Below are 25,891 nucleotides of genomic sequence, written 5' to 3'. Positions count from 1 at the left end.
AATCTGGATTATGCAGGCTACTCCATTCCTTCCACAAACGCTTTTACGTTTTTCCCCAGGACTGAATGATTGTAACCACCCTCAAGTACTGCAAATCTCCTTCCCCCACACTTTTCCTCCGCATTCTCTTTAACTATCTTCCCGATCTCTCTGTAATCTTCAGTTTCCAGGATACCACCCCAATCGGCTTTGTGTCTGTCAAAACCGGCTGAAACTGCTATGATGTCATACTCTTCTCCGGCCAGAAAGTCATCAATTCCAGCGAGATCCCCTCCCTGCATGTGAAAGTACTTCACCCTGTCATCCCCTGCAAAGGTGTTGGATGTGCCATCGCCAAAATGGAGATCAAAATCAACGATCACCGCTCTGCCGATTCTACCTTCTTCAAGTAGCTTTTTCACCGCTATTGCGATGTTGTTAAAATAACAAAAGCCCCAGCTACTATCAGGACTTGCATGATGACCGGGGGGTCTTACTGCGGCAAACGAGGGTTCATCAAATGCGATCCTTGAGGCCATAATTGCCCCGCCAACCGCCAGTGCTGCAACCTCATACACCTTCTCATCGCTTTTAACGTATGCGTAGTGCTCGGGCGTGTGCACGAGCAGTATATCTTCCTTTCTCGCAGGCTCTGGCTCAACAAATTCAAAATCCTGTAATTCTTCAACTATTGCTTCCATTCTACCAGATTCTGCTGCAGGATCGGTTGTGTAAACGGTGTAAAATTTCGGATGAAATACAATTTTCATATTTCTCTTTCCGCCTTTCTTCAATATATACTTCATGGAATGATCTCCGTGGTGTTGAGGAATTCAGGATATGCTATTTCACATGAGATCTCATCCTTCCTGGCAAGTATGGAATCCACGAGGTTTCTGACCGTTGAGCAAACCAGTTCAAATCCTCTCTGACCCCAGAGCCTTTCCCTATTAAAGAAGAGGCACCTTCCACCGCAAAATCTGAAGTAATTGCAGTTCGGGCAGGGTTCAAGAATATTAACGCCCCTCCTAAACCCGGAGAAAATGTCACCCAGGTTGTTCCATTCCAGATCGGGGCATACCGGACAGGCTAAAATCCTGCCATCGGTAGTTATCGCAAATGACTCATAGCCTGAAGCGCAAGGCGGACTCTGATACCCTCTCCTTAACGCTGACACAACGCCGAGAAACGGAACAATGTTATGCAGCCTATCCCTCTGCAGCTCGTCAATCCAGAAATTCACAAGTTTTCTAACACCTGCATTATACCTGCCTACCCATTCCTCGAAGTTCCACCTGTAACGGCTCCAGACTGCATCTATCTGCCAGTGAACGTGTGTAAAAACATCCAGAGACAGAATGTGCATCACATCCAGGTAAATGTCGGTTTCCGAGCTGGCCACCATTCTGGCGATTAGCTCTCCGTCAAACTGTCTGCTCACATTTCTGGCATTTTCCAGAACCCTGTCGTAAGTACCTCTTCTGTAGTAGTTATGAACATCCTTCCTTCCGTCAAAGGAGATCAGAATTGTTGAGAATTCCCTTATGTACTCCCCGGGAAGTCTGTTCAGCAACAAACCATTAGTCTGAAGTATGAAGTGTTCGGCATCTACGCAATCGATTATTTTCATTATCAGATCTGTTCTCAAAAGGGGTTCTCCGCCGTAAAAAGCTATTGACGGCCTGTCGTACTGTGAGATAAAGTTTTGCAGATCAGCTATCGAGTACTCCGGTTCTTCGGGCATCAGGTGCGGATCATAACCACCGCAGTATCTGCAGTTTGAGTTGCACCTTGAGGTAAGTATAAGAATGAACAACACATGCAAGTAACCACCAAGTTAAAAAAAATTTTGAGCATCACAAAATTCTTTAAATAATCAGCCTACAGTTCTCAATGATTGCTTCCGCCCCAGGCAAGATAATACTATTCGGCGAACATGCAGTTGTATATGGAAGACATGCTATTGTTTCTGCCATCAATCTGCGTTGCCGAGTTAAGGTAAGAAGGGCACGGGAGTTCAAAATAAAATCACAGATCGGAGTTACAGGACTGGATTTCAGAGTTCATCCATACGTCAGTTTCGCCGTAAAAAGGTTTGGAGAGGTTTTCAATTTGAGCGGAGCCCAGATTGAGATTGAAAGCGATATTCCTATTGGCTCAGGGCTGGGAAGCTCGGGAGCTGTAATCGTTGCTACAATTAAGGCCCTGAGTGCCGAATTCGGAATTGAAATGAGCAGAGAGGAAATTTTTGAGATGGCAAAGCAGGTAGAAATCGATGTGCAGGGAAGAGCAAGTGGCATAGATCCGTTCATCTCCACATACGGTGGTGCATGGCTGTTTCCAGAAAGACGAGAGCTGAATGTGCCTTTTGAATTCTTCGTGATCAACATGGGAAGGCGGTCAACTGCAGAAATGGTTTCAAAGGTGGCAGTGCTGAAAAAACAGCATCCGGAAATCACCGAGAAAATTTTTGACGCAATTGATCGCATCTCCATTGAGGCCAGCCGGAATATGGGTGACAAAGAAACAATAAAAAGATTGATTTCGATCAACCAGTCCCTGCTGAGAGCGATAGGCGTGAGCACCCCGGAAATTGACAGGGTGATTGCTGAACTTGAAAGAAGGGGGCTTAATGCAAAGATTACTGGAGCTGGTGGTGGAGGATGTTTGTTTGGCATCCTTGAAGGAGTTATCCCGGAAAACAGCATTGTGGTGAGGTGCGGAGAGGAGGGGGTCAGGATTGAAGATGAATGAACTCAGGATACTGAAAATCGGTGGATCGGTGATAACCGACAAGAGAGAAGGTGCATTTGAGAAGCTAAATGAGAGCAATCTTGAGGAGGTCTGCAGAGCAATCTCAGAAGACTGGAGCGGGCTGATTGTCGTGCACGGTGCAGGCTCCTTTGGGCATCCTCACGTTAGGAGGTACGGTCTCAGCTCGCATGGCGCTTCAAAAGTACATCTCGCATGTTTAAGGCTGAGTGAGAGGTTCTGCTCAACCCTGACAGAATTTGATGTCCCGGCTATGCCCATCCACCCTTTCTGCTTCTTCAGGAAAGATACCGATCTGATGTGTGATCTGGGACATATCAGGAGAGCCCTGGAAAACAATTTTCTTCCCGTCCTCCATGGGGATGTAATCATCGGAGCTGACGGGGTGGAGGTCTTATCCGGAGACGATATTGTTGTATATCTCGCAGAAAAACTGAACGTCAAAAGAGTGGGGTTTGCAACCGACGTTGACGGAGTTATTTTCGGGGGAAAAGTAATTAAAAGGCTGAGGCTGGGAGATATTGAGAGAATTCGAGAAGAAGGGGGCAGAAGGGAAGATGTAACCGGCGGAATGATCAAAAAGGTAAAAAGAGTGTTTGAGATGAAGAACAAGAAGGTTTACATTTTCCGAGGATGCTATGAGAACATCAGGACGTTCCTTGATGGGGGAGATATTGGAACCGAGGTGATTGTATGATGACGTCAAAAAGAAAGATGGATCATATACGAATCTGCCTCGATAAAGAGGTGGAATCCCTTTACAGCGGCCTGGAAGATGTCATGCTGATACACAAGGCCCTTCCAGAAATAGATTACTACAAAATAAACACTGAAGTAGAGTTTTTTGGAAAAAAACTAAGCTTTCCGTTTCTGATCGCTTCAATGACCGGAGGCCATCCTGAAACCAAGAGCATAAACGCCAATCTTGCTGAAGCTGTTGAAGAGGTCGGAGTTGGAATGGGAGTTGGCAGTCAGAGAGCTGCAATTGAGGACGAAAGTCTGGCAGACAGCTTTACCGTTGTAAGGGACAAGGCACCGACTGCTTTTATTTATGCAAACATTGGCATCCCGCAGGTACTGGAAAAAGGGGTTGAGGTCGTTGAAAAGGCTGTTGAGATGATAGAAGCTGACGCTGTCGCCATCCATCTCAACTACCTTCAGGAGGCTGTGCAGCCTGAGGGAGATGTGAACGCCGAGAACTGCCTTAAAGCGATAGAGGAGGTCTGCAGAGAAATAGATGTGCCGGTAATCGCCAAGGAAACCGGTGCCGGGATAAGCCGGGAAATTGCGAATATGCTTAAAGACGCAGGAGTTTCTGCAATTGACGTTGGTGGTAAGGGCGGTACAACCTTCAGCGGAGTTGAGGTATACAGAGTTGAGGACGATGTATCAAAGGCCGTTGGATTCGATTTCTGGGATTGGGGACTGCCTACTGCCTTCAGCATAGTGGACTGCAGGGGAATTCTGCCCCTTATAGCGACCGGTGGTATAAGAAGCGGTCTCGATATTGCAAAGAGTCTGGCCCTGGGAGCAAGTTTGGGGAGTGCTGCACTGCCATTCCTCAGGCCAGCAACTGAAGGGGCTGAGAAAGTGAAGGCCATGCTGGAGTACTTTAGAAAAGGGTTAAAAACGGCAATGTTTTTAACGGGTTGTCGGGATACAGAGAATTTGAAAATGGCAAAAACGTTCATAACGGGCAGGCTGAGAGAATGGATAGAATTTCGAAAGGGTAGATAGCATGCTGAAGGATGAAATTGCTAAAAGAGCGGATGTCATAAACGAGGCAATTGCCAAATACCTCCCCGAGCTTGAGCCGGAAGGACTTTACAGAGCCGCAAGACATCTGATAAAGGCGGGAGGAAAGAGGCTGAGACCTGTAATCAGCTTGCTGGTAGCGGAAGCACTGGGAAAGGATTACAGGAAAATTCTACCCGCTGCTGTTAGTGTTGAAACTATCCACAACTTCACCCTTGTCCACGACGACATAATGGACAGAGATGAGATGAGGAGGGGTGTTCCTACGGTCCACAGGGTTTACGGAGAGGCTACTGCAATTCTCGCCGGTGATACCCTTTTTGCCGAGGCTTTCAAGCTGCTCACCAGGTGTGATGTTGAGAAACGTGATATCGTCAGGGCTGTGGAGAGGCTGTCCGAGGTGTGCATAAAGATTTGTGAAGGTCAGTATATGGATATGAGCTTTGAGGGCAGGGATAAAGTGTCCGAAGAGGAGTACATGCAGATGATAAAACTCAAAACGGGTGTCCTGATTGCTGCTGCGGCTTCCATACCTGCAATTCTTTTCGGAGAAAGTGAAGAGGTCGTTAACAGCCTGTGGGACTATGGAATACTGAGTGGAATGGCATTTCAGATCCACGATGATCTGCTGGACTTAACGGAGGAAACCGGAAAGGATTGGGGAAGCGACCTTCTGAAGGGTAAAAAGACCCTGATCGTAATAAAAGCCTTTGAAAGGGGTGTGGAGCTGAAGACATTTGGTAAAGAGAGAGCGGAGGAAGAGGAAATCCGGGAAGACATCGACAAGCTGAAAGAGTGTGGAGCTGTTGACTACGCAATGACCAAATCGAGAGAATTAGCAGATATCGCAAAAGAGAAGTTAAATGTTCTTCCCGACAACGATGCAAAGAATCTGCTTGTTGAACTGACCGAATACCTTGTCACAAGAAGGAAGTGAGCGACAAAAATTTATATGTGTTGATTGAAAATTTAAATGGTGATAAAATGTACGTTCCTGCAAAAAGTCTGGCCCGCAAATCAGTTGTGCTGACTGATGGAACTGTGGTTGGTACTCTCTACAACATAACGGTTGACTTTAAGACTGGAAGTATTGTAAACCTGCTGGTAAAGCCCCAAAACGAGGTACCGGACTTTAAAAAGGAGGAGGGGCTCTACATAATTCCATTTGAGTGTGTGAGATCCCTTAAGGATTTCATAGTGGTGGATAGAAGAAGAGTCAGATGAGGGATTACCTCTTTCCCCCTCTAATTCTTCCCCTGTTTCTGCTGCTTATAGTGGTACCGCTCTTTCTCGTACTATTCATATTCACCGGCACAACTGTTTTTCAGGTCGTTTTCGGTGTTGATGGTCAGACTGCCATGACGATATTCTTCTTCATACTGGTTGGCAGTTTCATAAACATCCCCGTTTACGAAAAGGAGGGTGTTGTATACGAAACGAGGTACAGAATTTTCGGCCTGATGTATGCAGTGAGGAGAAAACAGAAAATGGTTATAGCCGTAAATCTGGGAGGGTGCGTTTTTCCTTCAATTCTTGCAGTTAAGGCCATGATGGATCTTTTCAGGCATTTACCTCCTGATGCATGGCTGATCGTCTTTCTTCTCAGCACAGCCATAATCTACAGCTTTGCCAGACCCGTTCCGAGTGTTGGGATCGTCGTCCCCATGCTTGTTCCTCCACTCTCAGCAGCGTTCTTTGGATTTTTAGTACTGATTCTTTTCGGAAAGCCACTTATACTGCTGCCAAAGCTCGCATTTTCAACAGGAGTTTTATCCGCCCTTTTCGGGGCAGATATACTCCATCTGAAAGACCTTGACAAAATAGGTTCGGGCGTCGTAAGCATTGGTGGAGCTGGAACCTTCGATGGAATATTCCTGACAGGTATCTTTGCCGTCGTTTTCTCGGTTCTATTCATTTAACAGATCTCTAACCGCCATTCTAACAGCCTCTTCACTGCTGTACTTTGGTCTCCATCCCAAAGCTTTCAGCCTCCCGATATCCAGAAGCATTACAGGCACATCTCCCTTCCATCCCCTCTCCCCACCGGTAAATCTGAACACGGGAGTTAATCCCAGCTCCTCACAAACGATCTCCGCTATCCTCCTGACCTTAACCTGATCCTCACTGCCTATGTTGAAAATGTTGACTCTCTCATTGGCCTTTAATCCTGCAAACATGGCATCAACGCAGTCACTTATATAGATATAGGATTTATTCTGCTCACCGTTTCCCAGAATCTCCAGCTCATCTGGATTTCTCCTCAGCTTCATTATGAAATCATATATCACTCCGTGCGTGCTCCTCTTTCCAATAACGTTGGCGAATCTGTAGATCCACGCCTGCATCTCAAAGGTATGGCAGTAAGATTCTATTAAAGCCTCACACGCCAGTTTAGATGCCCCATAAATGCTTATGGGATGACAGGAGTAGTCTTCAGGTGTTGGGATTACCTTTGCCTCACCATAGACCGTTGAGGTTGACGTGAAAATAATCCTGCTCACCTCCGCCTTCCTCATAGCCTCGAGAACCCTGTAGGTTGCAAGAACATTATTTCTGTAGATTTCGTCAGGATTCTCGGCCCCAACCCTAACATCCGGGTTTGCTGCAATGTGCCATACCTCATCTGCACCTTTAAAGTACATCCCTATATCATCAGAGGTTAAATCCGCTCTGACCAACTGTGCCTCCTTGTTCACAAACACAGGCTTTCCACTTGAGAAATTGTCTATAATTATTATATCGTCGGATTCTACCAGCCTGTCGACCACATGACTCCCTATAAACCCTGCTCCACCGGTTACCACGATCATTGGGAAAGATTTTAAAATGAGTAGTTATATACTTTTTCTGCAAATGCTCAGTGAGAGGTGATAGGGTGCTTCCGAACCAGATGGTGAGATCACTGATAGGAAAAATAATTAGGGTCGAAATGAAGGGTGAGGAAAACCAGTTGGTAGGCAGACTTGAAGGGGTCGATGACTACATGAATCTGTACCTTACAAATGCCACCGAGTGCAGGGGAGACGAAAAGCTGAGGAACCTTGGCGAGATAGTGCTAAGAGGCAATAACGTCGTTTTAATCCAGCCACAAGAAGAATGACCGAGTTTCAGATAGTGGATACGAGAGAAGAAATACTGAAGATTCTCGAAGAGAGAGGAGCAGTTCTGCAAAAAGACCTGTGGAAAGAACTGAACATTGACAGCAGCAAATGTTCGAGGATTCTGAGAAAACTGGAAAAAGAGGGGCTCATAAGGAGAGTCGAGGTCGTTGTTGACGGTGTCAAAACCTTCAAAATAGTTCCGGCTGGTGCAGAGGAAGAGGAAGAGGAAGAAGAATTTGACCTCAAGGCGGTGCTGGACAGAGTTGAGGAGGTCACAGGACTCCCTCCCTGTTTCGCATGCACCGAGACTGACTGCGAAGCAACCAAGTGTATTAAACTTGAGGTGTGGTATTTGGGAAGGTGTAGAATGCTGGGTTAGTTATTTTAATACCTTGGGGTTAAAGATTTGATTGAGATGAGTGACGAAATAGCTGAAATCCTCGGTGGGTTGGAATTTGAATCGACCAGGGATGTATCGGTACCTGAAAGGCTGATTGATCAGGTTATTGGCCAGGATCACGCAGTAGAAGCTATAAGAAAAGCTGCAGTTCAGAAAAGGCATGTAATGCTCATAGGCTCACCAGGTACCGGAAAATCGATGCTGGCAAAGGCGATGGCAGAGCTGCTCCCGAAGGAGGAGCTGGAAGATATCCTGGTTTACCCAAATCCACAGGACCCAAATCAACCGAAAATAAGGCTTGTCCCAGCAGGTAAGGGCAGAGAGATCGTCGAGGCCTACAAGGAGGAGGCAATGAAAAAAGCTCAGGCGAGGAACTTCATAATATTCACGCTTGTTTTTCTGGTAATCGGCTACACCATCATCACAAATCCTGCAAACCTGATATGGGGTATAATTGCTGCAGTGCTAATACTGATGATGTCCCGCTATTTCGTCCCCAGAGAAGACAGAAACGTTCCAAAACTGCTGGTTGACAACTCTGAGAAAGTCACCGCTCCGTTTGAGGATGCCACCGGGGCCCATGCCGGAGCTCTGTTTGGAGACGTCAGACACGATCCCTTCCAGAGCGGTGGTCTGGAAACTCCAGCACATGAGAGGGTGGAGGCGGGGGCAATTCACAGGGCCCACAAAGGTGTACTTTACATCGATGAGATCAACACGTTGACTATCGAATCTCAGCAGAAGCTCCTGACAGCATTACAGGAAAAGAAGTTTCCAATTACCGGTCAGAGCGAAAGAAGCAGCGGGGCTATGGTCAGAACCGAACCGGTACTCTGTGATTTCATTCTCGTAGCTGCGGGCAATCTCGATGCTCTGATGGGCATGCATCCGGCGTTGAGGAGCAGAATTGAGGGCTATGGCTACGAGATTTACATGAACGACACAATGCCAGACACTCCCGAAAACAGAAGGAAGCTTGTGAGATTCGTTGCCCAGGAGGTCGTTAAAGACGGTAAGATTCCACATTTCGACAGATATGCTGTCGCTGAGATAATCAAAGAAGCAAGGAGAAGAGCTGGAAGAAGAAATCATCTGACCTTAAGACTGAGAGAGCTTGGTGGACTTATCAGAACTGCCGGAGATATTGCCAAAAGTGAGGGTTCAGACACCGTCAGAGTCGAACACGTGCTGATGGCAAAAAAGATCGCAAAGACGATTGAGGAACAGCTCGCTGACAAATACATCGAGAGAAGGAAGGACTACAAGCTGTTCCTGACAGAGGGATACGAAGTGGGGAGAGTGAACGGGCTTGCGGTGATAGGCGAGTCTGCAGGAATCGTTCTGCCAATAATCGCAGAAGTGACACCATCAATGAGCAAATCAGAGGGCAGGGTTATAGCAACAGGAAGGCTTCAGGAGATTGCAAAGGAGGCTGTGATAAACGTCTCTGCCATAATTAAAAAGTACACCGGAAGGGATATCTCAAACATGGACGTACACATCCAGTTTGTAGGAACGTACGAGGGTGTTGAAGGTGATTCGGCCAGTATAAGTGTGGCAACAGCCGTTATTTCAGCAATAGAGGGTATCCCGATAGACCAGTCTGTTGCGATGACAGGAAGCCTGTCCGTGAAGGGAGAGGTGTTGCCGGTGGGTGGCGTTACTCAAAAAATCGAAGCCGCAATTCAGGCAGGAATCAGGAAGGTCGTCATTCCGAAGGACAACACAGACGACGTGCTGCTTGATGCTGAGCACGAAGGAAAGATAGAGGTAATACCTGTTTCAAGAATTGATGAGGTTCTGGAACATGTACTTTTGGAGGGGGAGAAAAAGGAGAGACTGATTAGCAAGTTCAGGGAGCTTGCTGTCGCAGTTTAACTATTTTTCCACAACTATCAGCTTTCCAAAACCCTCATTCACCTCCGCTTTTATTCCCTGGCCCTCAAATACCTTCTCGAGGAACGTTTTGACAAACCTCTTTATCTTCAGATCGTTAAGAATTAGCGTGTAAACACCATTCCCCTCATCCTTGATTTCATACCAGTTCGCCTTCTCCACATAACGCAGTATCTTCTCAACGGTATCAAGACCCTTCATCTTGTACTGAAACGCATGGCTTAACCCTATTTCCTCCATTTGAACCCAGAATTCACCACCGTTGATCTTCTCTATTTCATTGAAAATAACCCTCCAGTGCTCTATATCCAGAATCATGTGCTGTCTCTTGGCGAGATAATCGATCCACGCTTTAAGTGCCTCAAAATCAACACCACTCTGATAGATTTCATAACCAAGCTCAATCAGATCTCTTACCATCTCACTGGTACTCTTTCCGGTTTTAATTTTTAGCTTCTCAAGCTTTTCTCTTGAGCTGTCATCAAGCGAGATACTAAGACGTTCGACCATTGAACCTCCTACATATCACATGCTTAATTACTTTTTCGATTGCACAAATTTAATCATGTTTATGTTTTTCCGTTTAATTGTCAATAAACTAATGTCAATCACCGACTTGGATGTCAGAATATGCAATTTTTTATTTGCGAATAACAAATAAAATTAAATATCAATAATTAATCCTATTATTGGTGATCAAATGGAGACGATAGAAAGTCTGCTCCAGGAAGGGAGGATATTCCATCCTCCCAAGGAGCTTGTAGAGAACTCGAACATCAAGCGATTCATGGACAGACTCGGGATCAAGGATGAGGATGAGCTCAGAAAGAGAGCTCTTGAGGATCCCGAGTGGTTCTGGAGTGAGATGGCGAAGGAAGTGGGCATAGAGTGGTTCGAAGAACCGAAAAAGGTTCTCGAATGGGATCCACCCTATGCAAAGTGGTTTGTTGGTGCGAAGTACAACATCGTTCATGATGCTCTGGACAAGCAGGCAAAAATGAGAGGAGATAAAATAGCCTACATCTGGGAGGGAGAGCCGGGAGATGTCAGGAAGATTACATATGCTGAACTATACAGAGAGGTTAACAAGTTTGCCAACGCATTAAAGGAGCTTGGAGTTAAAAAAGGAGACAGGGTTTCGATCTGGCTTCCCATGATCCCGGAGCTGCCCATCGCAATGCTCGCCTGTGCCAAAATCGGAGCTATACACTCAGTCGTTTTCTCAGGTTTCAGTGAGAAGGCCTTGCTGGACAGGATTCAGGACGCAGAGGCGAAAGTTCTAATCACTGCTGACGGTTTTTACAGAGGAGGTAATGTTGTAGAGCTGAAGAACCGGGCCGACACCGTCCTAGACCAGGCCCCAAGCGTGGAGCATGTTATCGTATACAGGAGATGCGAGAACGGCACAAACATGAAAGAAGGCAGAGACCTCTGGTGGCACGAGATAACAGAAAAGCAGAGTGATGAATGTGAAACCGAAGTTATGGACGCCAACGATCTGCTGTTTATTCTGTACACATCCGGAACGACCGGGAAGCCAAAGGGAGTCATGCACGCCCATGGAGGATATGCTGTCGGTGTTGCCGCAACACTGAAGATGATCTTTGATATAAAGGAAGATGACGTCTGGTGGTGTTCCGCAGACATAGGGTGGATAACGGGGCACAGCTACATAGTCTACGCACCGCTTATTCTTGGCGCAACATCGATAATGTATGAGGGCGCACCTCTCTATCCCAAACCGGACAGATGGTGGGAGATAATCGAAAAATACGGGGTAACGATATTCTACACCGCACCAACTGCGATCAGAATGTTCATGCGCCTCGGTGAAAAATGGCCGCAGCAGCACGATTTGAGCAGTCTCAGACTGCTTGGAACCGTTGGTGAACCAATAAATCCAGAAGCCTGGGTCTGGTACTACAAGTACATTGGAAATGAGAGATGCCAGATAATGGATACATGGTGGCAGACGGAGACGGGAATGCAGCTAATCTCCCCCCTGCCAACAACACCGCTCAAGCCCGGATCGGCCACAAAGCCATTTCCGGGAATCGATGCAGACGTTTTAACCCCTGATGGGCAATCCCTGTACAAGAAGAATACCGGTGGTTTTCTTGTCTTAAAGAAGCCATGGCCAGCAATGCTCCGTGGACTGTGGAGGGCTGAGGAGAGATACATCAATACCTACTGGAGCACGTACAAGGACATTTACTTCACCGGAGATGCAGCAAGAGTTGATGAGGACGGCTATTTCTGGATTCAGGGCAGGCTTGATGACGTGCTCAACGTTTCGGGACACAGAATAGGTAACAGCGAGGTTGAATCCGCTTTAGTCAGTCATCCGGCTGTGAGTGAGGCTGCTGTTGTGGGGAAGCCGCATGAGGTTAAGGGTGAGGCGATAGTTGCCTTCGTTATCCTGAAAGAGGGATACAGCCCATCTGAAGAACTGAAGGACGAGCTCAGAGAGCACGTTGCCAGGGAGATAGGAAAAATCGCCAGGCCGGATGAGATCTACTTTGTCCCGGATCTGCCGAAAACCAGAAGTGGAAAGATCATGAGGAGAGTTTGCAGAGCGTGCCTGCTCGGTCAGGATCCCGGCGACATCTCAACCCTGGCAAATCCCGAAGCGGTTGAGGTTGTTAAGAAAGTCGTGACCGGTGAAGAATATTACGGGTGATCGAGATGACTGAAAGAGAATACGAGCTGAAATCTGCTTTTGAGGAAGTTGGAATGTATAAGGAGTGGTGGGCAAACCCTGCAGTGGTTGGACTGATGGGATTCGCCCTGACTACGATGGCCACCGGGCTATATCACATGGGTATGTGGGGTGCAGGGCCTACGCTGGCACTTGCCATTGCTTTTGGTGGTACTGCGCAGTTTATTGCAGGAGTTATTGACTTCAGAAAGGGGAGCATCTTTGGTGGATCTGCTTTTTGCTCATACGGTGCCTTCTGGTGGGCCGTGTTTGTTCTTGCATACCTACTTCCAAGTACGGGAGTTACAGTCACCGCAGCAGACGAGTTCGGCTTTTTCCTGATGTGGACACTGTTTACCTTTGCATTCCTCATAGCATCGCCGAAAGTTGGCAAGTATCTCTCAGCTTTATTCTTCCTGCTATTCATAGCCTTTGCACTGCTGACAATCTTCACTTTCGGCCTGTCGAAAGGTATGGACATGGCCGGATTCAGAGTTGGAATGGGACTTGAAATCTTCATTACAGGATTGCTCGCATGGTACATTGCGATGGCCGAGCTTGTGAACACCGTGAACGGCAGGGATGTGCTGCCACTTTCCTAATATTTTTAGGATTAAACGTTTTATTTTTTGACTTTACTCAAAATTTAAATACATGCTCCCCAAATTGAGTTTATGAGTGAGGTTCCACTTCCAGAAGTTAATATCGGTCTTGTTGGTCACGTTGATCACGGTAAAACCACACTTGTCGCAGCCTTAAGCGGAGTGTGGACTGACAGACACAGTGAAGAGATAAAAAGAGGTATATCCATAAAACTCGGTTATGCGGACGCAACATTTCGAAAATGTCCGGAGTGCAGCCCACCTCAGGCGTACACAGTGGAGGAGGTCTGTCCCGTTCACAATGTAGAAACCGAGATTTTGCGAACCGTAAGCTTCGTTGACAGCCCCGGTCACGAAATGCTGATGGCGACAATGCTCAGCGGTGCAGCGATTATGGATGGTGCTGTTCTGGTTATTGCAGCAAACGAAAAATGTCCGAAACCGCAGACAAAAGAACATCTGATGGCATTGCAGATAATAGGCGTTGATAGAATCGTAATCGCCCAGAACAAAATAGACATAGTTAGCAAAGAAAGGGTTATTGAGAATTACGCCGAAATCGTGGAGTTCGTTAAGGGTACAGTCGCTGAAGATGCTCCCATAATACCTATCTCAGCACAGCAGAAGGTTAACATGGACGCATTGATTGAGGCAATAGAGGAGACGATACCCACACCCGAAAGAGACCTGGATTCGCCCCCGCTAATGCACGTTGCCAGGAGCTTTGACGTCAACAAACCGGGAACACCTCCTGAAAAACTTCTCGGTGGTGTTCTGGGAGGAAGCTTGCTGAGAGGAAAAATCAGGGTCGGAGATGAGATAGAGATACGTCCCGGAATTAAAGACGGCAGGGGAAACTGGTCCCCACTTACAACAGAGGTTCAGAGTATCGTCGCATCTGGAAAATTCGTTGATGAGGCTACTCCAGGAGGTTTGATAGGTGTCGCCACCAAACTCGATCCGGCTCTTACCAAAAGTGATGCACTCGTAGGAAATGTCATAGGCTACCCCAATGAATTGCCTGAAGTACTCACAAGCTTCACAATGGAAGTCAACCTCCTGGAAAGGGTTGTGGGACTTGACGAGGAGATGGATGTGGAAAGGATAAAGATGAACGAGCCCCTGATGCTTGCGGTGGGGACTGCGATTACCCTCGGTGTTGTCACCTCGGCAAGGGATGATATTGTTGACGTAACCCTCAGAAGACCTGTGTGCGCAGAGAAGGGATCACGAGTGGCAATAAGCAGGAGAGTAGGAAGCAGATGGAGGCTGATAGGTTCGGGAATAATAAAGTGAGGGGAGCAATACTGGATACCAACATTCTCATGTACGTATTTCTGAACAGGGTAGACGTTATTACCCAGCTCAGGGAAGAGGGATTCACCAGATTTGCCGTAACCAGCAGTGTTTTAAAGGAGCTCGAAAAACTCGAGAAGAGTCTGAAGGGTAAAGAAAGGCGTGCAGCAAAATTCGCCAGAAAGCTCGTTGAGTCCTTCGAAGTCATAGAAACCCAGACTACTGGAGATTCCTCGCTTCTTGAGGGAGCTGAGAAGCACGGATATGTTCTCATTACCAATGACAAGGAGCTAAAGAAAAAGGCAAGGGCAAGAAGTATACCCGTTGGCTACCTCAAGAAAAATAGAAGGGTTGTGGTTGACTAATCCCCGAAAGTTATTACGGGCGTCGTTGCGATCCTTCTCGCTCCCATGTTTCTGATTACCGGTTTCAGGAATTTTACCTCCGAACGATCTATTATTATGTGTACCGCAGCACCCCCCTTTGCGAGCGGTGATATCGTCGGATCGAAACCTTTTTCAGTTAAATAAGCTATTATTCTCTTGAGATCGTCCTCATCCGGGACGTTGAAATAAAAGCTAACAAGATTTCTAGATTCGATAACTTCCTTGAGATCTGTAACCAGATTTTCCATAACCTCCCTCTTTTCCACGTCCTTCAGGGAGTCCTTGTTCACTATAAAGACGGAGTGAACCTTATCTATCACAAGATCAATTATTCTGCACATGTTCTCCTTCAGCGTCGTTCCAAATTCTGTAATCTCGATAATAAGGTCTGCTTCAGGCATTGGTGGGAGCAGCGAAGCCTCAGTTTTCCCGATGGGGTCAAAGATTATTGCGTTCAGTCCGTGGCTTTCGGCATACCTTCTCGCTATCTCAGGAAATTCCGATGCTATGAAGACCTTTCTATCACCAACTTCAGCCTTGAAATCCTCAATGGTCTTCACATTCGGATAAATTTCTTCAGATACCGCAGCCACAAGCTTTGTGGGTCTCAGGGGAAGTTCCGCCAGTACCTCCACATTCCTCAGGTTCGATTTTAGCATCCAGTTTTCCAGAATGTCCTCTCCAGTAATCCCTCCATCGCCCTTACCCATCTCTATGTAGAACGGCATTATCTGGGGGCGGACCTGCTTGAACACCAGCTTTGGGTGATCCACATCAATCAGATAGCCTCTCTCCGTCTTTCCCAGCCTGTAACCGGCAGTCGTCAGTGCATCCCAGATCGGCTTTTCCAGATGACCGTCAGGAAAGTAAACCTTAACCTTGCTGTTTTCCATCATCTCTAAGCCATGAAATTCACGGTTTTAAAAATTTAGTGCAGAAGCTATTGTCTCGGCAACACTGACGTGGCTTATAGGGCTTGGAATTGTATCAGTTGCAACCACGTCCTCAATCCCAGATTCAAGCAGACGCATCATCGCATCTCCAGCCATAATGGCATGGGTGCATGCGGCAAAAACTTTCCTGCAACCTGCTTTTCTGGCTATTCTTGCGGCCTGACAGACTGTACCAGCCGTGGAAATTATGTCATCCACAATCACAACATCACCCTCGAGCTTCAGACTTATCGGATCCACGATGACGTTTTCTGCATCTATCCTGATCTTCTTAAGTGCTATTACCTCGCCACCAAACTTTTCCGCAAATTTATTTGCCCAGAAGGTCGCCTTCTCGTCGGGAGCGATGACGGTGAGGCTATCGGAGAACTCCTCCATGCAGTACTCCGCAAGTCTGTCCATCCCCGTGAGGTCAATATGCTCCACCCCAAAAACGTTTTTCTGTAAATGGAAATCGACGGTGTAGACCTTCCTGATATCAGCATTTTTCAGCATTTTTACAACTGTTGTGATTGGCAAAGCCTCACCCTTCCCCCTCTCCACGGTTCTGGCATATGCAAAATATGGAAAAACACAGCTCACAGTCCTCGCCCCACTCTGGTAGGCGGTATCGGCTATCAGTATAGTTTCAAAGAGAATTTCATCGGGATTCGGATGCATGGAGTTGAAGATTATGATATCCTCTCCCTCCACATCGCATGCGAATCTGAAATATTTCTCACCGTCGGGGTACCTGTCGATCTGAGAGTAGCATATCGGATAACCCGTTAACTTTGCGATCTTCAGCGCCATAACACCGTTTGTACCTGCAACCAGCAGTGGCATGTAGTGTGTACATATACAGGTTAATATATAGTTTGGGTCGAGAGGATCGGAAACGTTATCATCTCTCCAGACACCTATCCCTAATGCAAAGGTTCGAGATAACGGATAAAGATGCGATGGGAAGGATATGCAGACTGGATACACCTCACGGCAGAATAGAGACCCCGACCATTTTGCCAGTAATCAATCCGAATATTCCCTTCATTCCAGCCGATGAAATGGAAAAGTTCGGTGCACAGGCTGTTATTACGAACTCATACATCATCTACCGCACAATGAAGGATGAGGCGATTGAAAAGGGTGTTCATGCCATTCTGGGAACAGATATGCCCGTAATGACTGACAGCGGAAGTTATCAGCTTATGGTATATGGTGATGTCGAAATCTCAAATGCAGAGATAATCGAATTTCAGAAATCCATAGGATCGGATATCATCGTACCTCTCGACATACCCACACCACCGGATGCTGATTTCGATACGGCAATCAGAGACCTGAACATCACCCTGCAAAGAGAAAGAGAGGCGAGAAAAATCGTTAACACGGATTCGCTGCTGGCAATTCCCATCCAGGGATCGACACACTCCGAACTGAGGAAGTTGGCAGCAAAGGAAGCCAGAAATATTGGTGGAGACATATATCCCATAGGTGCCATCGTTCCTCTCATGGACACATACCGGTTCAAGGACCTTGCAAGGATCATTTTAGAGGTGAGGAGCATTATCACGGTTGAACCCATCCACCTTTTTGGATGCGGGCACCCAATGCTCTTTGCGATGGCTGTGGCACTGGGCTGCGATCTGTTTGATTCAGCGGCATACGCCCTTTACGCCAAAGATGATCGATATCTGACAGTTTATGGAACGAAAAAACTTTCAGAAATGAACTATTTTCCCTGCAAATGCCCCGTATGCTCCTCATACTCACCAGAGGAACTGAGAAGAATGGAGAAGAAAGAGAGAGAGGAGCTAATAGCCCGCCACAATCTTTACGTAAGCTTTCAGGAAATTGAGAATATAAAGCAGGCAATCAAGGAAAATTCCCTGTTCGAGCTAGTTGAGAAAAGAGTGAGGGCGCATCCCAGCATGCTGGCGGGGTGGAGACTCATAAAGAAGTACTTTTCCATTATTGAAAGATCAGACCCGAAAGTGAAAAAGAAGTTTCTCTATACAGGCCTTGACAGCATCTACAGACCTGCTGTCAGAAGACATGGAAAGGCACTGCTCAATCTGGAATGGGGAAAAGATGAGCTTGTGATCTCCTCAGACCTCGGGATGCTCGCAGACCTCTACCTGAGACCGGTCTTCGGACCGGTTCCTGCAGAGATGCTCGAAACATATCCTGCCGGGCATGCGGAGATACCCGACGAGGATCTGATAGAAAAAGAAGCCCTTGAAACAGCAGTCGAAAACCTGATCAGAATGATGAAATCCAATCCGGACAAAAAATTCAGGATTTACGTTTCAGGAGTCTGGGCTGATTTTCTTAAAAATCTACCCTCAAACGGTGACCTGAATGTTCTACCCTGAAAAAAGAGATGGCTACTCAAGAAGAGGAAGGTTGAGGATCGACGACGTGGAGCTCATAACTCCAGCCCTGATTGAATTCAATGTAGATTCGGGAATTCCAGAAATAGCAAAAAAGATAGACTTCGGTAGGGCTCCTTATCCGCTGAAATTCATATCTGAAGATCTCTTCAAGCGCCTTGGGCCATCCAACAAAGAAGTTACCGTCCTCACCGGACTGTGGCATCTCTCTCCAAAACATCTGGTTCAGGCTTTTCAGGGCATCCCCAAAACAAACCCGATATATGCTGCTGCTTCTGCAACACCCTGGAATCTGGCGTTGCTCGTGTATCTCGGGGCGGATATCGTTGACAACATCCTCGCAGTTGCCATGGCCTACAACGGTACCTATTTTCTTGGTGATCTTGAAATACCCGTTTCAAAGCTCAAAAAATTTCCCTGCAGCTGTAGATACTGCAAAAATCAGGTTTTAGAGAACATGGATGAGAGTGATGTGAACAGAACTGTTGCCGGGCACAATACTGAACTGCTGAGAATTGAGATTGAAAAATGCAGACGTCTGATTGACAACGAGGAGATGAGAAACTACGTTGAGGCAAGGGTTAAGCTCAACCCTGAAATGACTGCTAGTCTCAGAATCGCCGATGCTACTGGAGAAAAGGCGAGCTTCGCAAGATTCAAAAAATCCAGATGTCTTTTCTCTGCTGTGGAAAGTGTGAATCGTTTTGAAGTTAGCTACTTCCTCAACAGGGCGGTGAGGTGCTACAAACCCGTAACTGACACTGTTCTGCTGCTTCCATGTACTGCAAGAAAACCATACCTCACATCAAAAACCCACAGAGCTTTGAGAAGCAAAGTGAAGATCAATGTGAACGAAATCATAATCTCCTCCCCTCTTGTCGTCCCAAGAGAATTCGAGCTCACCTACCCGGCAATAAACTATGACACTCCTGTAACCGGACACTGGACTGAGGAAGAGATCTCTTTCGTTGCATTCTGGCTTAAAAAGTTCATTGAGAGAGGGAAATTCAGGAAAGTGGTGGCACATGTAGAGGGAGGATACAGAAGGGTCGTTGAAAAGGCTGTGCGGGATCTGGATACCGAGATCGTTTTCACTGCTGAAAATGGCATTCTTAATGAGAAATCGGTTAAAAGGCTGAAAGAGGAAATTGACGGCTACAGCAGGTTTGACCTCTACCATCAGATATTTGACCACATGTTGCGCTACCAGTTCGAAATTGAAGCTGAAAAGCACAGCTACAGGGGAAGATACCCCGAGATAGAAATGCTTGACGGAAAGGAGAGGGTGGCGAGAGTCGACACGAAATACGGGATGCTTGACATATACGAGAAGCTGGCAAGGCTCCTGCTTGAGAGTGGTAAGTACACCGTGGAGATTGGAGACTTTGATCTGACGAGTACGGTATTCGCAGCAGGGGTTGTGAATGCAGATGAGAGAATCAGGCCGAACGACATTGTGGTGTTCCACAACAGCAGTATTTTTGGTGTCGGAATCGCTTTTATGGACGGGAGAGAGATGACCGAGAGCAAGAGGGGTATTGCGATAAAGGTGAAAAGGAAATTCAGTCTTTAAGTCTAACAACCACAGTGCAGATTTCCCCACAATTCAGCTCAACATCGACAGAAAGGTTGAAGGCTTTAAAAAAACCCTCAAGAAAACCTCTGCAAACTTCGGTTCTCCTCACCTCTGTCATCGAATAAGACGGACAACCCGTGTATTCAACATAACCTTCAAATTTTTTCACGGCTATTCCTGAAATCATGCCAAGAAATTCGGCCACATCATCAATACTCTTCATCGGGATGCTTTTTTTCACTTCCGCACCTTTTTCTCTTCCGTATTTCACTGCAAAGCTGTGGAGCAGGATGTCGATACCCTCAACGGTGTTCAGACAGTTCTCAATGAATTTGGCGGCAAAGTCACTTCTCTGCATTTTTGAGAGCTTTATCAATCTCCACTTCTTGGTTACCTTCAGAGCCCTATCCCTATCCATCATCTCACTATCGAGTAAAACACTGTCGAAAGACCTGCAATCTGCATTAGAATTGCAACAACAACCATGCTGCTATCCAGAATCTGAACAGTGTAGCTCAGAACCGGCAAAGCGGCACCCACTATCAGGAAAAAGAAGCCCACCGACATATGCAGAAGAAACGTCTGTCTGGTCCTCTTGTATGAGTCGTAGATGTAAATTATGAATCCACCTCCGATAAGAAGGTATATTGCCGTAAGAATGAGTGTCAGCACCCGATAGTAGTACATCATATCACCTCATCTGGAGACCATATCGCCTCTTTCAGTCTCCTCGTTGTGACAATGCATTCAACCATCATCACGCCCTCCGTGGCCGAGAGTTTTGACGTGATCTCTCCAATTCTGTCCAAGTCTTTTCCTCGCACCTTTAAAACCATGTTGAAGTTTCCCAGAGCTCTGTATATTTCCACAACATCGTTGACGTCCTTGAAAAGCTCATAAACTCTTTCGGTGTCTTCGGCACTCACAAGCAGAAATGCCGTGACGGATTCAAACTTATCCGGATTGACCACCGCAGTGTACCTCTCTATGACTCCCTCGCTTTCAAGCTTTTTCAGCCTCTTGTGAACGCTTGAGATTGACATACCGAGAATTTCGGAAAGTTCCGAAAGGGTTGTGCGTGCATCTCTTACGAGCTCTGAAATAATTTTTAAATCCTTTTCATCCATACCGAAAAAAGTGTTATGTTTATGATAAAATTTTTGTTGCAAAAATGTAAGTGCCCCTGCTTTCAAAGACCTTTTCAAAACACCTCTCAAATTTTTCAGGTTTTACCGAAAAAATTCTCTTTTCCTCGTAACCCAGAAAGATGTAGCTCACATTGTACTTCTCCACAATCCTGTACATCTCGCGGCATGATGTTGCGTTGTAAAAATCCCTGACGTCTGCAGCCCTCAATGCCACGAGAGTGTAATTTCTTCTCCACACATACTCGTGGTTCGTCCAGGCTATCACTGCTGGATTTCCGGTAAATGCCGCCACCCTCCCTCCATAATGGTAAGCGCACAGAGCACCATGAGTACATCCCTCCTCAATGATTACCCCTTCCCTGCTCTGCAGCCACTTTACTGCCTCATAATCGCCGTCGAAGTTTCGCATGAAGACCATGCCATCAAGCGTATACTCCCGCAGACTGTACTTGACTGGCGTGGCGGCCAGAGGGTAGACGAGACTGATTACCAGGAGAATGAGGGCAATGTATTTTTTCGATCCGGAGAAGTCAAGCTTCACTGCAGGAGATATCATCAGAGAAAGCCATCCGATCAGATAAAATTTGAAAACCGTGTTCAATCTTGACTCTACTGCGAAAAACTCGGGAATTATAAAGGCAAGCAATCCAACAAGAACTGTTGCAGAAACATGATCTCTTTTGACCAAACCGTAAAACGAGGACAGAAGCAGAGGAGCTGCAAGGGCGAGGACTGGAGAGAGAAAGTAAAGTGGAAAGGAGACCGGTAAAAGGTAGATAGTGTAGCGGTTTCCGGTGAATACGTATGCAAACAACAGGGGGGTGAAAGCATACATCAGAAACTGTACCAAATCTGACCTCTCGTCAACCAACTTAATCTGTGCTGCCGGAGCGTTCATGGAATGAAAGAGTAAAAGCACAAACGGAGCGGAGATAGCCACAGCAATTACAATTTCCCTTTTTCTCAATGCAATAGCTGTAAAAATGCAGATCAAAACGGCAAGAGGGTAATCCCAGGAATTCGTGGCGAACAGTGCGAACAGTGCAAGAGCGAGTGCCATTACTTCTGTCTTTCCCCACCTCGTCCTGTAAAGAAGGGAGAGGATCAGAACAAAAATCGGAATCGCAACAACATGGGCATGAAGGTCGGCGTGTATGAAGCTGAAATAAGGAAATTCGTTGATGGTGTTTTCTATCACCCTCGTGGCGTTCCAGTAGTAGCTCCCGTCCACCGGAATGCCTTCAAAAATTCTTCTGAAAAAGTCGACGAAGGAAAAGAGGTTGCCAGAAAAAATGGCCAGCACTATCCCGGAGAAGGCCACAGCATTCCCTTTCTTCCTCAGAATTTCGTAGATGATTGCTGCTGTGTAGGCAGGGAGGGCGGAAACTGCAATGTTATACCCGACTTCTGGTGGAGAAAAAGACATCAGAGTTATTCCGGCAGAGATAACATGACCGAAATAGTAGTAAAAATCAAGTTTACCTCCTGCAAGGAAGGGGTCGTTCGGAGGGAACGACGAGGACTTCAGCACAGCATTCATGAAAGCAGAGTCCATGAATTTCTCCGAATCAAATATATGAGGATTCAAAAATCGCAAAAAGATAAAGAAGGCGAATACTGCCACAAAAATTGCCTCAGAAAATTCAAGTTCGGGTTTTTCAGTATAAATGATGTAGAGGGATATAGCAATGGTCAGAGCAAAGACTGAATAGAAAACCACTCTAAAAGGGGCAAAAAAACCAATGGCAAAAGATACCGAGGTTAAAATCAGCAAAGAAAGAAATCTCGCCTCCCCATACTTGAAAAATCTGAGAAACGGTATCGCTATCAGCAATGATGATGTGTAAAAGCAGACCGCATAAACAAGCGTGTACGTCACTCCTGACCCTCCACCTCTTTGAGACTGAGATTGAGTGCTCCCAGAGAAATCATTCCGAGAATTAGAGTGGTTATGTTCTTTACGGCATGATCCACGAGGGCTATTATGAATGCCGTTCCCGTTGGATAGCTGGTGGACAGAATTGCCGTCAGCGCTGCTTCATACGTCCCAACACCTCCAGGGGTTACCGGCAGCGCCTTTACTATGTTCCCAACCGCCACTGCCAGAGATATGAGGAGGATGTCCGGGCTTCCAAAGCTCATGGAGACTATATAGCAAACGGCTATGTCCGAGAACCATAGAAGCAGAGACAGCACGGTAAGAACAAGACCCTCTTTCACCCCCATAACCCTTCTTGCATTCTTGAAAACTCTACCCAAAACATTTTCCATCCTTGAAAGACCAAAAATTCCAAGAAAGATTATCAGAGCAAACAGGAAAGCATAAACTGGCTCCCTCATTCCGGATCCAAGAAGTAAAGCTGCCACCAGTGCTATCAGAGCTACAGAAATCAAATCGTATACCCTCTCAGCAGCTATCCCTCCAATTGAAACAGAATACGGTACCTCTTTTCTTCTGAAAACATAAGCTCTTGCAAAGTCACCGATTCTGACAGGAGTGAGAACATTTACTGTTTGACTTATGCTAACGGCAGCGGTTGAGAAGGCTGTGGAGTGATTGTAACCCAGCCTGTCTATAATGTACTTGAATCTGAAACCCCTGAGGAGGTAAGATGCAGAGTAGAGGGCTGAGGCTGCAACAACATAATAGAGATTCAGCGAAAGCAGATTGTGGTAGACATTCTCAACTCCAACCTTCAGGGCTATGGCCGCCAGTATTGCAACAGCCAGCAGCGTAGTTATGAAAAGATACTTTTTGCTTTTCTTTTTCTCATCGAGCCACATCCTCAGAATTTGAGAGAACATGTACGTGACATCTCTGCCAAATTCAACCTTAGTCTCACCACCATGCCGCCACCGCACGGGGATCTCCTTGACCCTGTACCCCATTTTTTGCGCCAGAACCAGAACCTCAGTATCCCAGAACCAGTGGTTGTCCCTGACTCTCTTACCAATCTCCATAACCACCGATTTTTTAAATGCCTTGAACCCGCATTGATGGTCGCGGATTTTAGAGCCTAGAAAGAGTCTTACAAGAAAGTTGTACCCCCTTGATGCAATCTCTCTTTTAGCCGGTCTGTCAGTGTCGCTTGATTTCATCAATCTGGAACCCGTTGCCAGGTCGTAGCCTTCTCTGGCTATTGCATCTACGATTTCCTTCAGGTGTCTGAGGTCTGTGGCAAGGTCTACGTCCATATAGACAACAATATCTCCTTCAGCTTTTTCAAAGGCGTTCATCAACGCTTTTCCCCTGCCAAGCCTCTCGTCTGAGTGAAGATGGATGACTTTCGGGTTTGACTCAGCAATCTCCCTGGCTATTGCATCTGTTCCATCTTCAGAACCGTCTTCCGCTATTATGATTTCATAGTCATAACCGGTTTCCTCGGCTGCCTTCTGCACCCTCTCAACGGTCTGTTTCAGTCTTCCTGCCTCATTGTATGCTGGCAGAACAATGCTAACTTTCATTGCACTAAGCTGACCTTGATGGAATATTTGCCTTTCCCTAAATGTCAAATTCCGCCACAAGCGGTAGATGATCCGATGGCTTCTCTGCCAGTCTGGGCTCAATGTCTGCATAGCAGTCAGCACATCTCTCAGCCAGAGGCGGTGAGGCAAGTATCGCATCAACCCTCCATCCCAGTCCTCTCTCGATTGCCCCCTTAACCCTGTAGTCGTAGAAGGTGTATATCCTCTCGTCCGGATGGATCTTTCTCAGCACATCAACGAAGCCCAGCTCGAGAATGGACCTGTAGGCCCTTCTAGCATCTTCATGAAAGCAAACATGGTTCTTAAGCCTGTTCGGACTGTGAACATCAACAGGTTCAGGAGCGACATTCATGTCCCCGCACCATGCAACATAACCGCTCAAGTCAATGTTGCGTTCCATGTATTCTCTAAGCCTCTCGAGCCATTGGAGCTTGTACCGATACTTTTCGCTATCTATTTTGAATCCCTGAGGAACATAGGTGTTGATGACATCAACTCCCGCAATTTCTGCCCTGATCAATCTATCTTCATCTCTCGGCTCCGAATCAAGGCCAACGTGCACATTTTTGGGCTCTTCAAGGGACGCGATGGCGACACCGTTTCTCCCCTTGCTCCCGCTGAAAATCACATGATATCCAATGCGGTGAAAATCAGCTTCCGGAAACCTCCTGTTCTCCACTTTGGTCTCCTGCATGCACAGAACATCGGGTTTGTTTTTCTCAAGCCACGGAATTACAATGTGCAACCTGCTCCTGATGGAATTTACGTTGAAAGTTGCTATTTTAAACATGTCTGAAGATTGTTTCTCCTAACTTAAAAAACTTAAGCATCAGGGTTTGATTCCTCCGGCGTATTTCTCATAGTAGGTTTCCGGATCCAGTTCATTCACGGAGATGTTATCCACATCAATCACAAAGACGGCGTGGAGACGTGCATTCTTTATCTCACTCATCGAAACCGGTGGGCTGCTGTAGTAGATGTCGCATAGCTCTTTAACCCTGATGATGTCCGATCTTCTTCTCCGTCTCGGTGGAAGCAGGAAAATCTCTTCGAGTGGCATGATATACTGTCTCGGGATGCCGATAACAAATCTGGATGAGTAACTACTATACCTTGCTATTTTGCTTGCAATTCTGGCCCTGAGATATCTGTAGGGGTCGAGCGAATGTGAGGGTGGTACGTATCCGGTTTCAATCTCGACGACAGCATTACCGAGACCTTTCACACCGTAAACGTCACAGCTCAGAGAATCAAGCAAATACTCAACTTCCACGCTGTAACCCCTCAAAATAAGGTACTTGGCAACTATCAGCTCCATCACAGAGTGTGCGGTATTTACCATCTTTCTTTCCCTCAGCTCAACCAGCCTGTTACGGAGTCTGTGAATCTCCCTGCATTTCTCCTCGTCCATACCCTCGCAGAGTCTCTTTACCAGGGTGTCCAGATCCCTCACAAAATCCTCGACGTTCAA

At 46.6% G+C, this 25,891-nt stretch carries 28 protein-coding genes; 15 read left to right on the top strand and 13 right to left on the bottom strand.

Translation table 11 applies throughout. The annotated features are described in order from the left end of the window. Positions 1-17: 17 nt before the first annotated feature. Together JFQ59_RS03630 and JFQ59_RS03625 are read right to left on the bottom strand one after the other, a co-directional pair. Positions 18-785 carry a histone deacetylase family protein gene (locus tag JFQ59_RS03630; protein ID WP_230972276.1) on the bottom strand — a complete coding sequence of 256 codons (768 nt, stop codon included), beginning with the start codon at positions 783-785 and terminating at the stop codon, positions 18-20. Continuing rightward, complete coding sequence (locus JFQ59_RS03625) at positions 782-1,798, bottom strand: TIGR04084 family radical SAM/SPASM domain-containing protein (protein WP_202319053.1); 1,017 nt, start codon at positions 1,796-1,798, stop codon at positions 782-784. Before JFQ59_RS03625 ends, JFQ59_RS03630 begins: the two co-directional genes overlap by 4 nt. A gap of 74 nt (positions 1,799-1,872) precedes the next feature. On the opposite strand from JFQ59_RS03625, the gene mvk reads away from it, so the two are divergent. Genes mvk through JFQ59_RS03595 form a run of 6 tightly spaced genes read left to right on the top strand, consistent with a single transcriptional unit; the run spans position 1,873 to position 6,425 of the window. Continuing rightward, positions 1,873-2,733, top strand: a complete 861-nt coding sequence (mvk, locus tag JFQ59_RS03620; protein WP_202319052.1) for a mevalonate kinase — start codon at positions 1,873-1,875, stop codon at positions 2,731-2,733. Then, positions 2,726-3,448, top strand: coding sequence for an isopentenyl phosphate kinase (locus tag JFQ59_RS03615; protein WP_230972288.1), 723 nt, complete (start codon positions 2,726-2,728; stop codon positions 3,446-3,448). Before mvk ends, JFQ59_RS03615 begins: the two co-directional genes overlap by 8 nt. After that, a complete protein-coding gene (gene fni, locus JFQ59_RS03610) occupies positions 3,445-4,488 on the top strand; it encodes a type 2 isopentenyl-diphosphate Delta-isomerase (protein WP_202319050.1) in 1,044 nt (347 codons plus the stop codon). The genes JFQ59_RS03615 and fni overlap by 4 nt, the downstream gene beginning before the upstream one ends. 1 nt (position 4,489) lies before the next feature. After that, positions 4,490-5,443: a polyprenyl synthetase family protein gene (locus JFQ59_RS03605; protein ID WP_202319049.1), complete on the top strand. Its 954-nt coding sequence runs from the start codon at positions 4,490-4,492 to the stop codon at positions 5,441-5,443. A gap of 47 nt (positions 5,444-5,490) precedes the next feature. Further along, complete coding sequence (locus JFQ59_RS03600) at positions 5,491-5,730, top strand: PRC-barrel domain-containing protein (protein WP_202319048.1); 240 nt, start codon at positions 5,491-5,493, stop codon at positions 5,728-5,730. Then, positions 5,727-6,425, top strand: a complete 699-nt coding sequence (locus JFQ59_RS03595) for a DUF1614 domain-containing protein (RefSeq protein ID WP_202319047.1) — start codon at positions 5,727-5,729, stop codon at positions 6,423-6,425. The genes JFQ59_RS03600 and JFQ59_RS03595 overlap by 4 nt, the downstream gene beginning before the upstream one ends. On the opposite strand, the gene JFQ59_RS03590 is transcribed toward JFQ59_RS03595, so the two are convergent. Next, positions 6,414-7,316, bottom strand: a complete 903-nt coding sequence (locus JFQ59_RS03590; protein WP_202319046.1) for an NAD-dependent epimerase/dehydratase family protein — start codon at positions 7,314-7,316, stop codon at positions 6,414-6,416. The two genes, JFQ59_RS03595 and JFQ59_RS03590, sit on opposite strands and share 12 nt — an antisense overlap. Positions 7,317-7,381: 65 nt before the next feature. Between JFQ59_RS03590 and JFQ59_RS03585 the strand changes: the two genes are divergently transcribed. From JFQ59_RS03585 to lonB, 3 genes are read left to right on the top strand one after another with little or no spacing between them, the layout of a single operon-like run. After that, positions 7,382-7,606 (top strand): LSM domain-containing protein, encoded by a 225-nt coding sequence (locus tag JFQ59_RS03585; protein ID WP_202319045.1) that lies wholly within the window; start codon positions 7,382-7,384, stop codon positions 7,604-7,606. Beyond that, positions 7,603-7,986 carry a helix-turn-helix transcriptional regulator gene (locus JFQ59_RS03580; protein WP_202319044.1) on the top strand — a complete coding sequence of 128 codons (384 nt, stop codon included), beginning with the start codon at positions 7,603-7,605 and terminating at the stop codon, positions 7,984-7,986. The genes JFQ59_RS03585 and JFQ59_RS03580 overlap by 4 nt, the downstream gene beginning before the upstream one ends. Before the next feature lie 36 nt (positions 7,987-8,022). Further along, entirely contained in the window at positions 8,023-9,885 is a 1,863-nt protein-coding gene (gene lonB / locus JFQ59_RS03575; protein WP_202319199.1) for an ATP-dependent protease LonB, read from the top strand. On the opposite strand, the gene JFQ59_RS03570 is transcribed toward lonB, so the two are convergent. Next, positions 9,886-10,413: a ribbon-helix-helix protein, CopG family gene (locus JFQ59_RS03570; RefSeq protein ID WP_202319043.1), complete on the bottom strand. Its 528-nt coding sequence runs from the start codon at positions 10,411-10,413 to the stop codon at positions 9,886-9,888. A 190-nt stretch (positions 10,414-10,603) separates the two neighbouring features. On the opposite strand from JFQ59_RS03570, the gene acs reads away from it, so the two are divergent. From acs to JFQ59_RS03550, 4 genes are all read left to right on the top strand, one after another. Further along, on the top strand, positions 10,604-12,583 hold the full coding sequence (gene acs / locus JFQ59_RS03565; RefSeq protein ID WP_202319042.1) for an acetate--CoA ligase: 1,980 nt from the start codon (positions 10,604-10,606) through the stop codon (positions 12,581-12,583). Between the two features lie 5 nt (positions 12,584-12,588). Next, the gene (locus JFQ59_RS03560; protein ID WP_202319041.1) at positions 12,589-13,203 is read left to right on the top strand and encodes an acetate uptake transporter; all 615 of its coding nucleotides are present in this window, start codon (positions 12,589-12,591) and stop codon (positions 13,201-13,203) included. A 72-nt stretch (positions 13,204-13,275) separates the two neighbouring features. Beyond that, positions 13,276-14,499, top strand: a complete 1,224-nt coding sequence (locus tag JFQ59_RS03555) for a translation initiation factor IF-2 subunit gamma (protein ID WP_202319040.1) — start codon at positions 13,276-13,278, stop codon at positions 14,497-14,499. Beyond that, positions 14,466-14,864 (top strand): type II toxin-antitoxin system VapC family toxin, encoded by a 399-nt coding sequence (locus tag JFQ59_RS03550; RefSeq protein WP_202319039.1) that lies wholly within the window; start codon positions 14,466-14,468, stop codon positions 14,862-14,864. The genes JFQ59_RS03555 and JFQ59_RS03550 overlap by 34 nt, the downstream gene beginning before the upstream one ends. On the opposite strand, the gene hisG is transcribed toward JFQ59_RS03550, so the two are convergent. Together hisG and prs are read right to left on the bottom strand one after the other, a co-directional pair. Further along, positions 14,861-15,781 carry an ATP phosphoribosyltransferase gene (hisG, locus tag JFQ59_RS03545; RefSeq protein WP_230972274.1) on the bottom strand — a complete coding sequence of 307 codons (921 nt, stop codon included), beginning with the start codon at positions 15,779-15,781 and terminating at the stop codon, positions 14,861-14,863. The two genes, JFQ59_RS03550 and hisG, sit on opposite strands and share 4 nt — an antisense overlap. A gap of 24 nt (positions 15,782-15,805) precedes the next feature. Next, positions 15,806-16,663, bottom strand: a complete 858-nt coding sequence (prs, locus tag JFQ59_RS03540; protein WP_202319038.1) for a ribose-phosphate diphosphokinase — start codon at positions 16,661-16,663, stop codon at positions 15,806-15,808. 83 nt (positions 16,664-16,746) lie between these two features. Here prs and tgtA point away from each other — a divergent pair, with 83 nt between their 5' ends. Together tgtA and arcS are read left to right on the top strand one after the other, a co-directional pair. Continuing rightward, on the top strand, positions 16,747-18,192 hold the full coding sequence (tgtA, locus tag JFQ59_RS03535) for a tRNA guanosine(15) transglycosylase TgtA (RefSeq protein WP_202319037.1): 1,446 nt from the start codon (positions 16,747-16,749) through the stop codon (positions 18,190-18,192). After that, positions 18,179-19,783, top strand: coding sequence for an archaeosine synthase subunit alpha (arcS, locus tag JFQ59_RS03530; RefSeq protein ID WP_202319036.1), 1,605 nt, complete (start codon positions 18,179-18,181; stop codon positions 19,781-19,783). The genes tgtA and arcS overlap by 14 nt, the downstream gene beginning before the upstream one ends. Here the strand turns inward: arcS and JFQ59_RS03525 are convergent. The 7 genes from JFQ59_RS03525 to JFQ59_RS03495 are packed head-to-tail and all read right to left on the bottom strand — an operon-like array spanning position 19,773 to position 25,891. Beyond that, entirely contained in the window at positions 19,773-20,207 is a 435-nt protein-coding gene (locus JFQ59_RS03525) for a hypothetical protein (protein ID WP_202319035.1), read from the bottom strand. The genes arcS and JFQ59_RS03525 overlap by 11 nt on opposite strands. Next, the gene (locus tag JFQ59_RS03520) at positions 20,204-20,476 is read right to left on the bottom strand and encodes a hypothetical protein (protein ID WP_202319034.1); all 273 of its coding nucleotides are present in this window, start codon (positions 20,474-20,476) and stop codon (positions 20,204-20,206) included. The genes JFQ59_RS03525 and JFQ59_RS03520 overlap by 4 nt, the downstream gene beginning before the upstream one ends. After that, on the bottom strand, positions 20,473-20,913 hold the full coding sequence (locus JFQ59_RS03515; protein ID WP_202319033.1) for an Lrp/AsnC family transcriptional regulator: 441 nt from the start codon (positions 20,911-20,913) through the stop codon (positions 20,473-20,475). Before JFQ59_RS03515 ends, JFQ59_RS03520 begins: the two co-directional genes overlap by 4 nt. Before the next feature lie 19 nt (positions 20,914-20,932). Further along, positions 20,933-22,813 (bottom strand): DUF2298 domain-containing protein, encoded by a 1,881-nt coding sequence (locus JFQ59_RS03510; protein WP_202319032.1) that lies wholly within the window; start codon positions 22,811-22,813, stop codon positions 20,933-20,935. Further along, the gene (locus JFQ59_RS03505) at positions 22,810-24,399 is read right to left on the bottom strand and encodes a flippase-like domain-containing protein (protein ID WP_230972273.1); all 1,590 of its coding nucleotides are present in this window, start codon (positions 24,397-24,399) and stop codon (positions 22,810-22,812) included. Before JFQ59_RS03505 ends, JFQ59_RS03510 begins: the two co-directional genes overlap by 4 nt. Positions 24,400-24,436: 37 nt before the next feature. Then, positions 24,437-25,210 (bottom strand): exodeoxyribonuclease III, encoded by a 774-nt coding sequence (xth, locus tag JFQ59_RS03500; protein ID WP_202319030.1) that lies wholly within the window; start codon positions 25,208-25,210, stop codon positions 24,437-24,439. Positions 25,211-25,249: 39 nt separating this feature from the next. Next, the gene (locus JFQ59_RS03495; RefSeq protein WP_230972272.1) at positions 25,250-25,891 is read right to left on the bottom strand and encodes a hypothetical protein; all 642 of its coding nucleotides are present in this window, start codon (positions 25,889-25,891) and stop codon (positions 25,250-25,252) included.

The organism is Archaeoglobus neptunius (genome assembly GCF_016757965.1).
Lineage (GTDB): Archaea > Halobacteriota > Archaeoglobi > Archaeoglobales > Archaeoglobaceae > Archaeoglobus > Archaeoglobus neptunius.
This window is presented reverse-complemented; position numbering and strand designations above follow the sequence as displayed.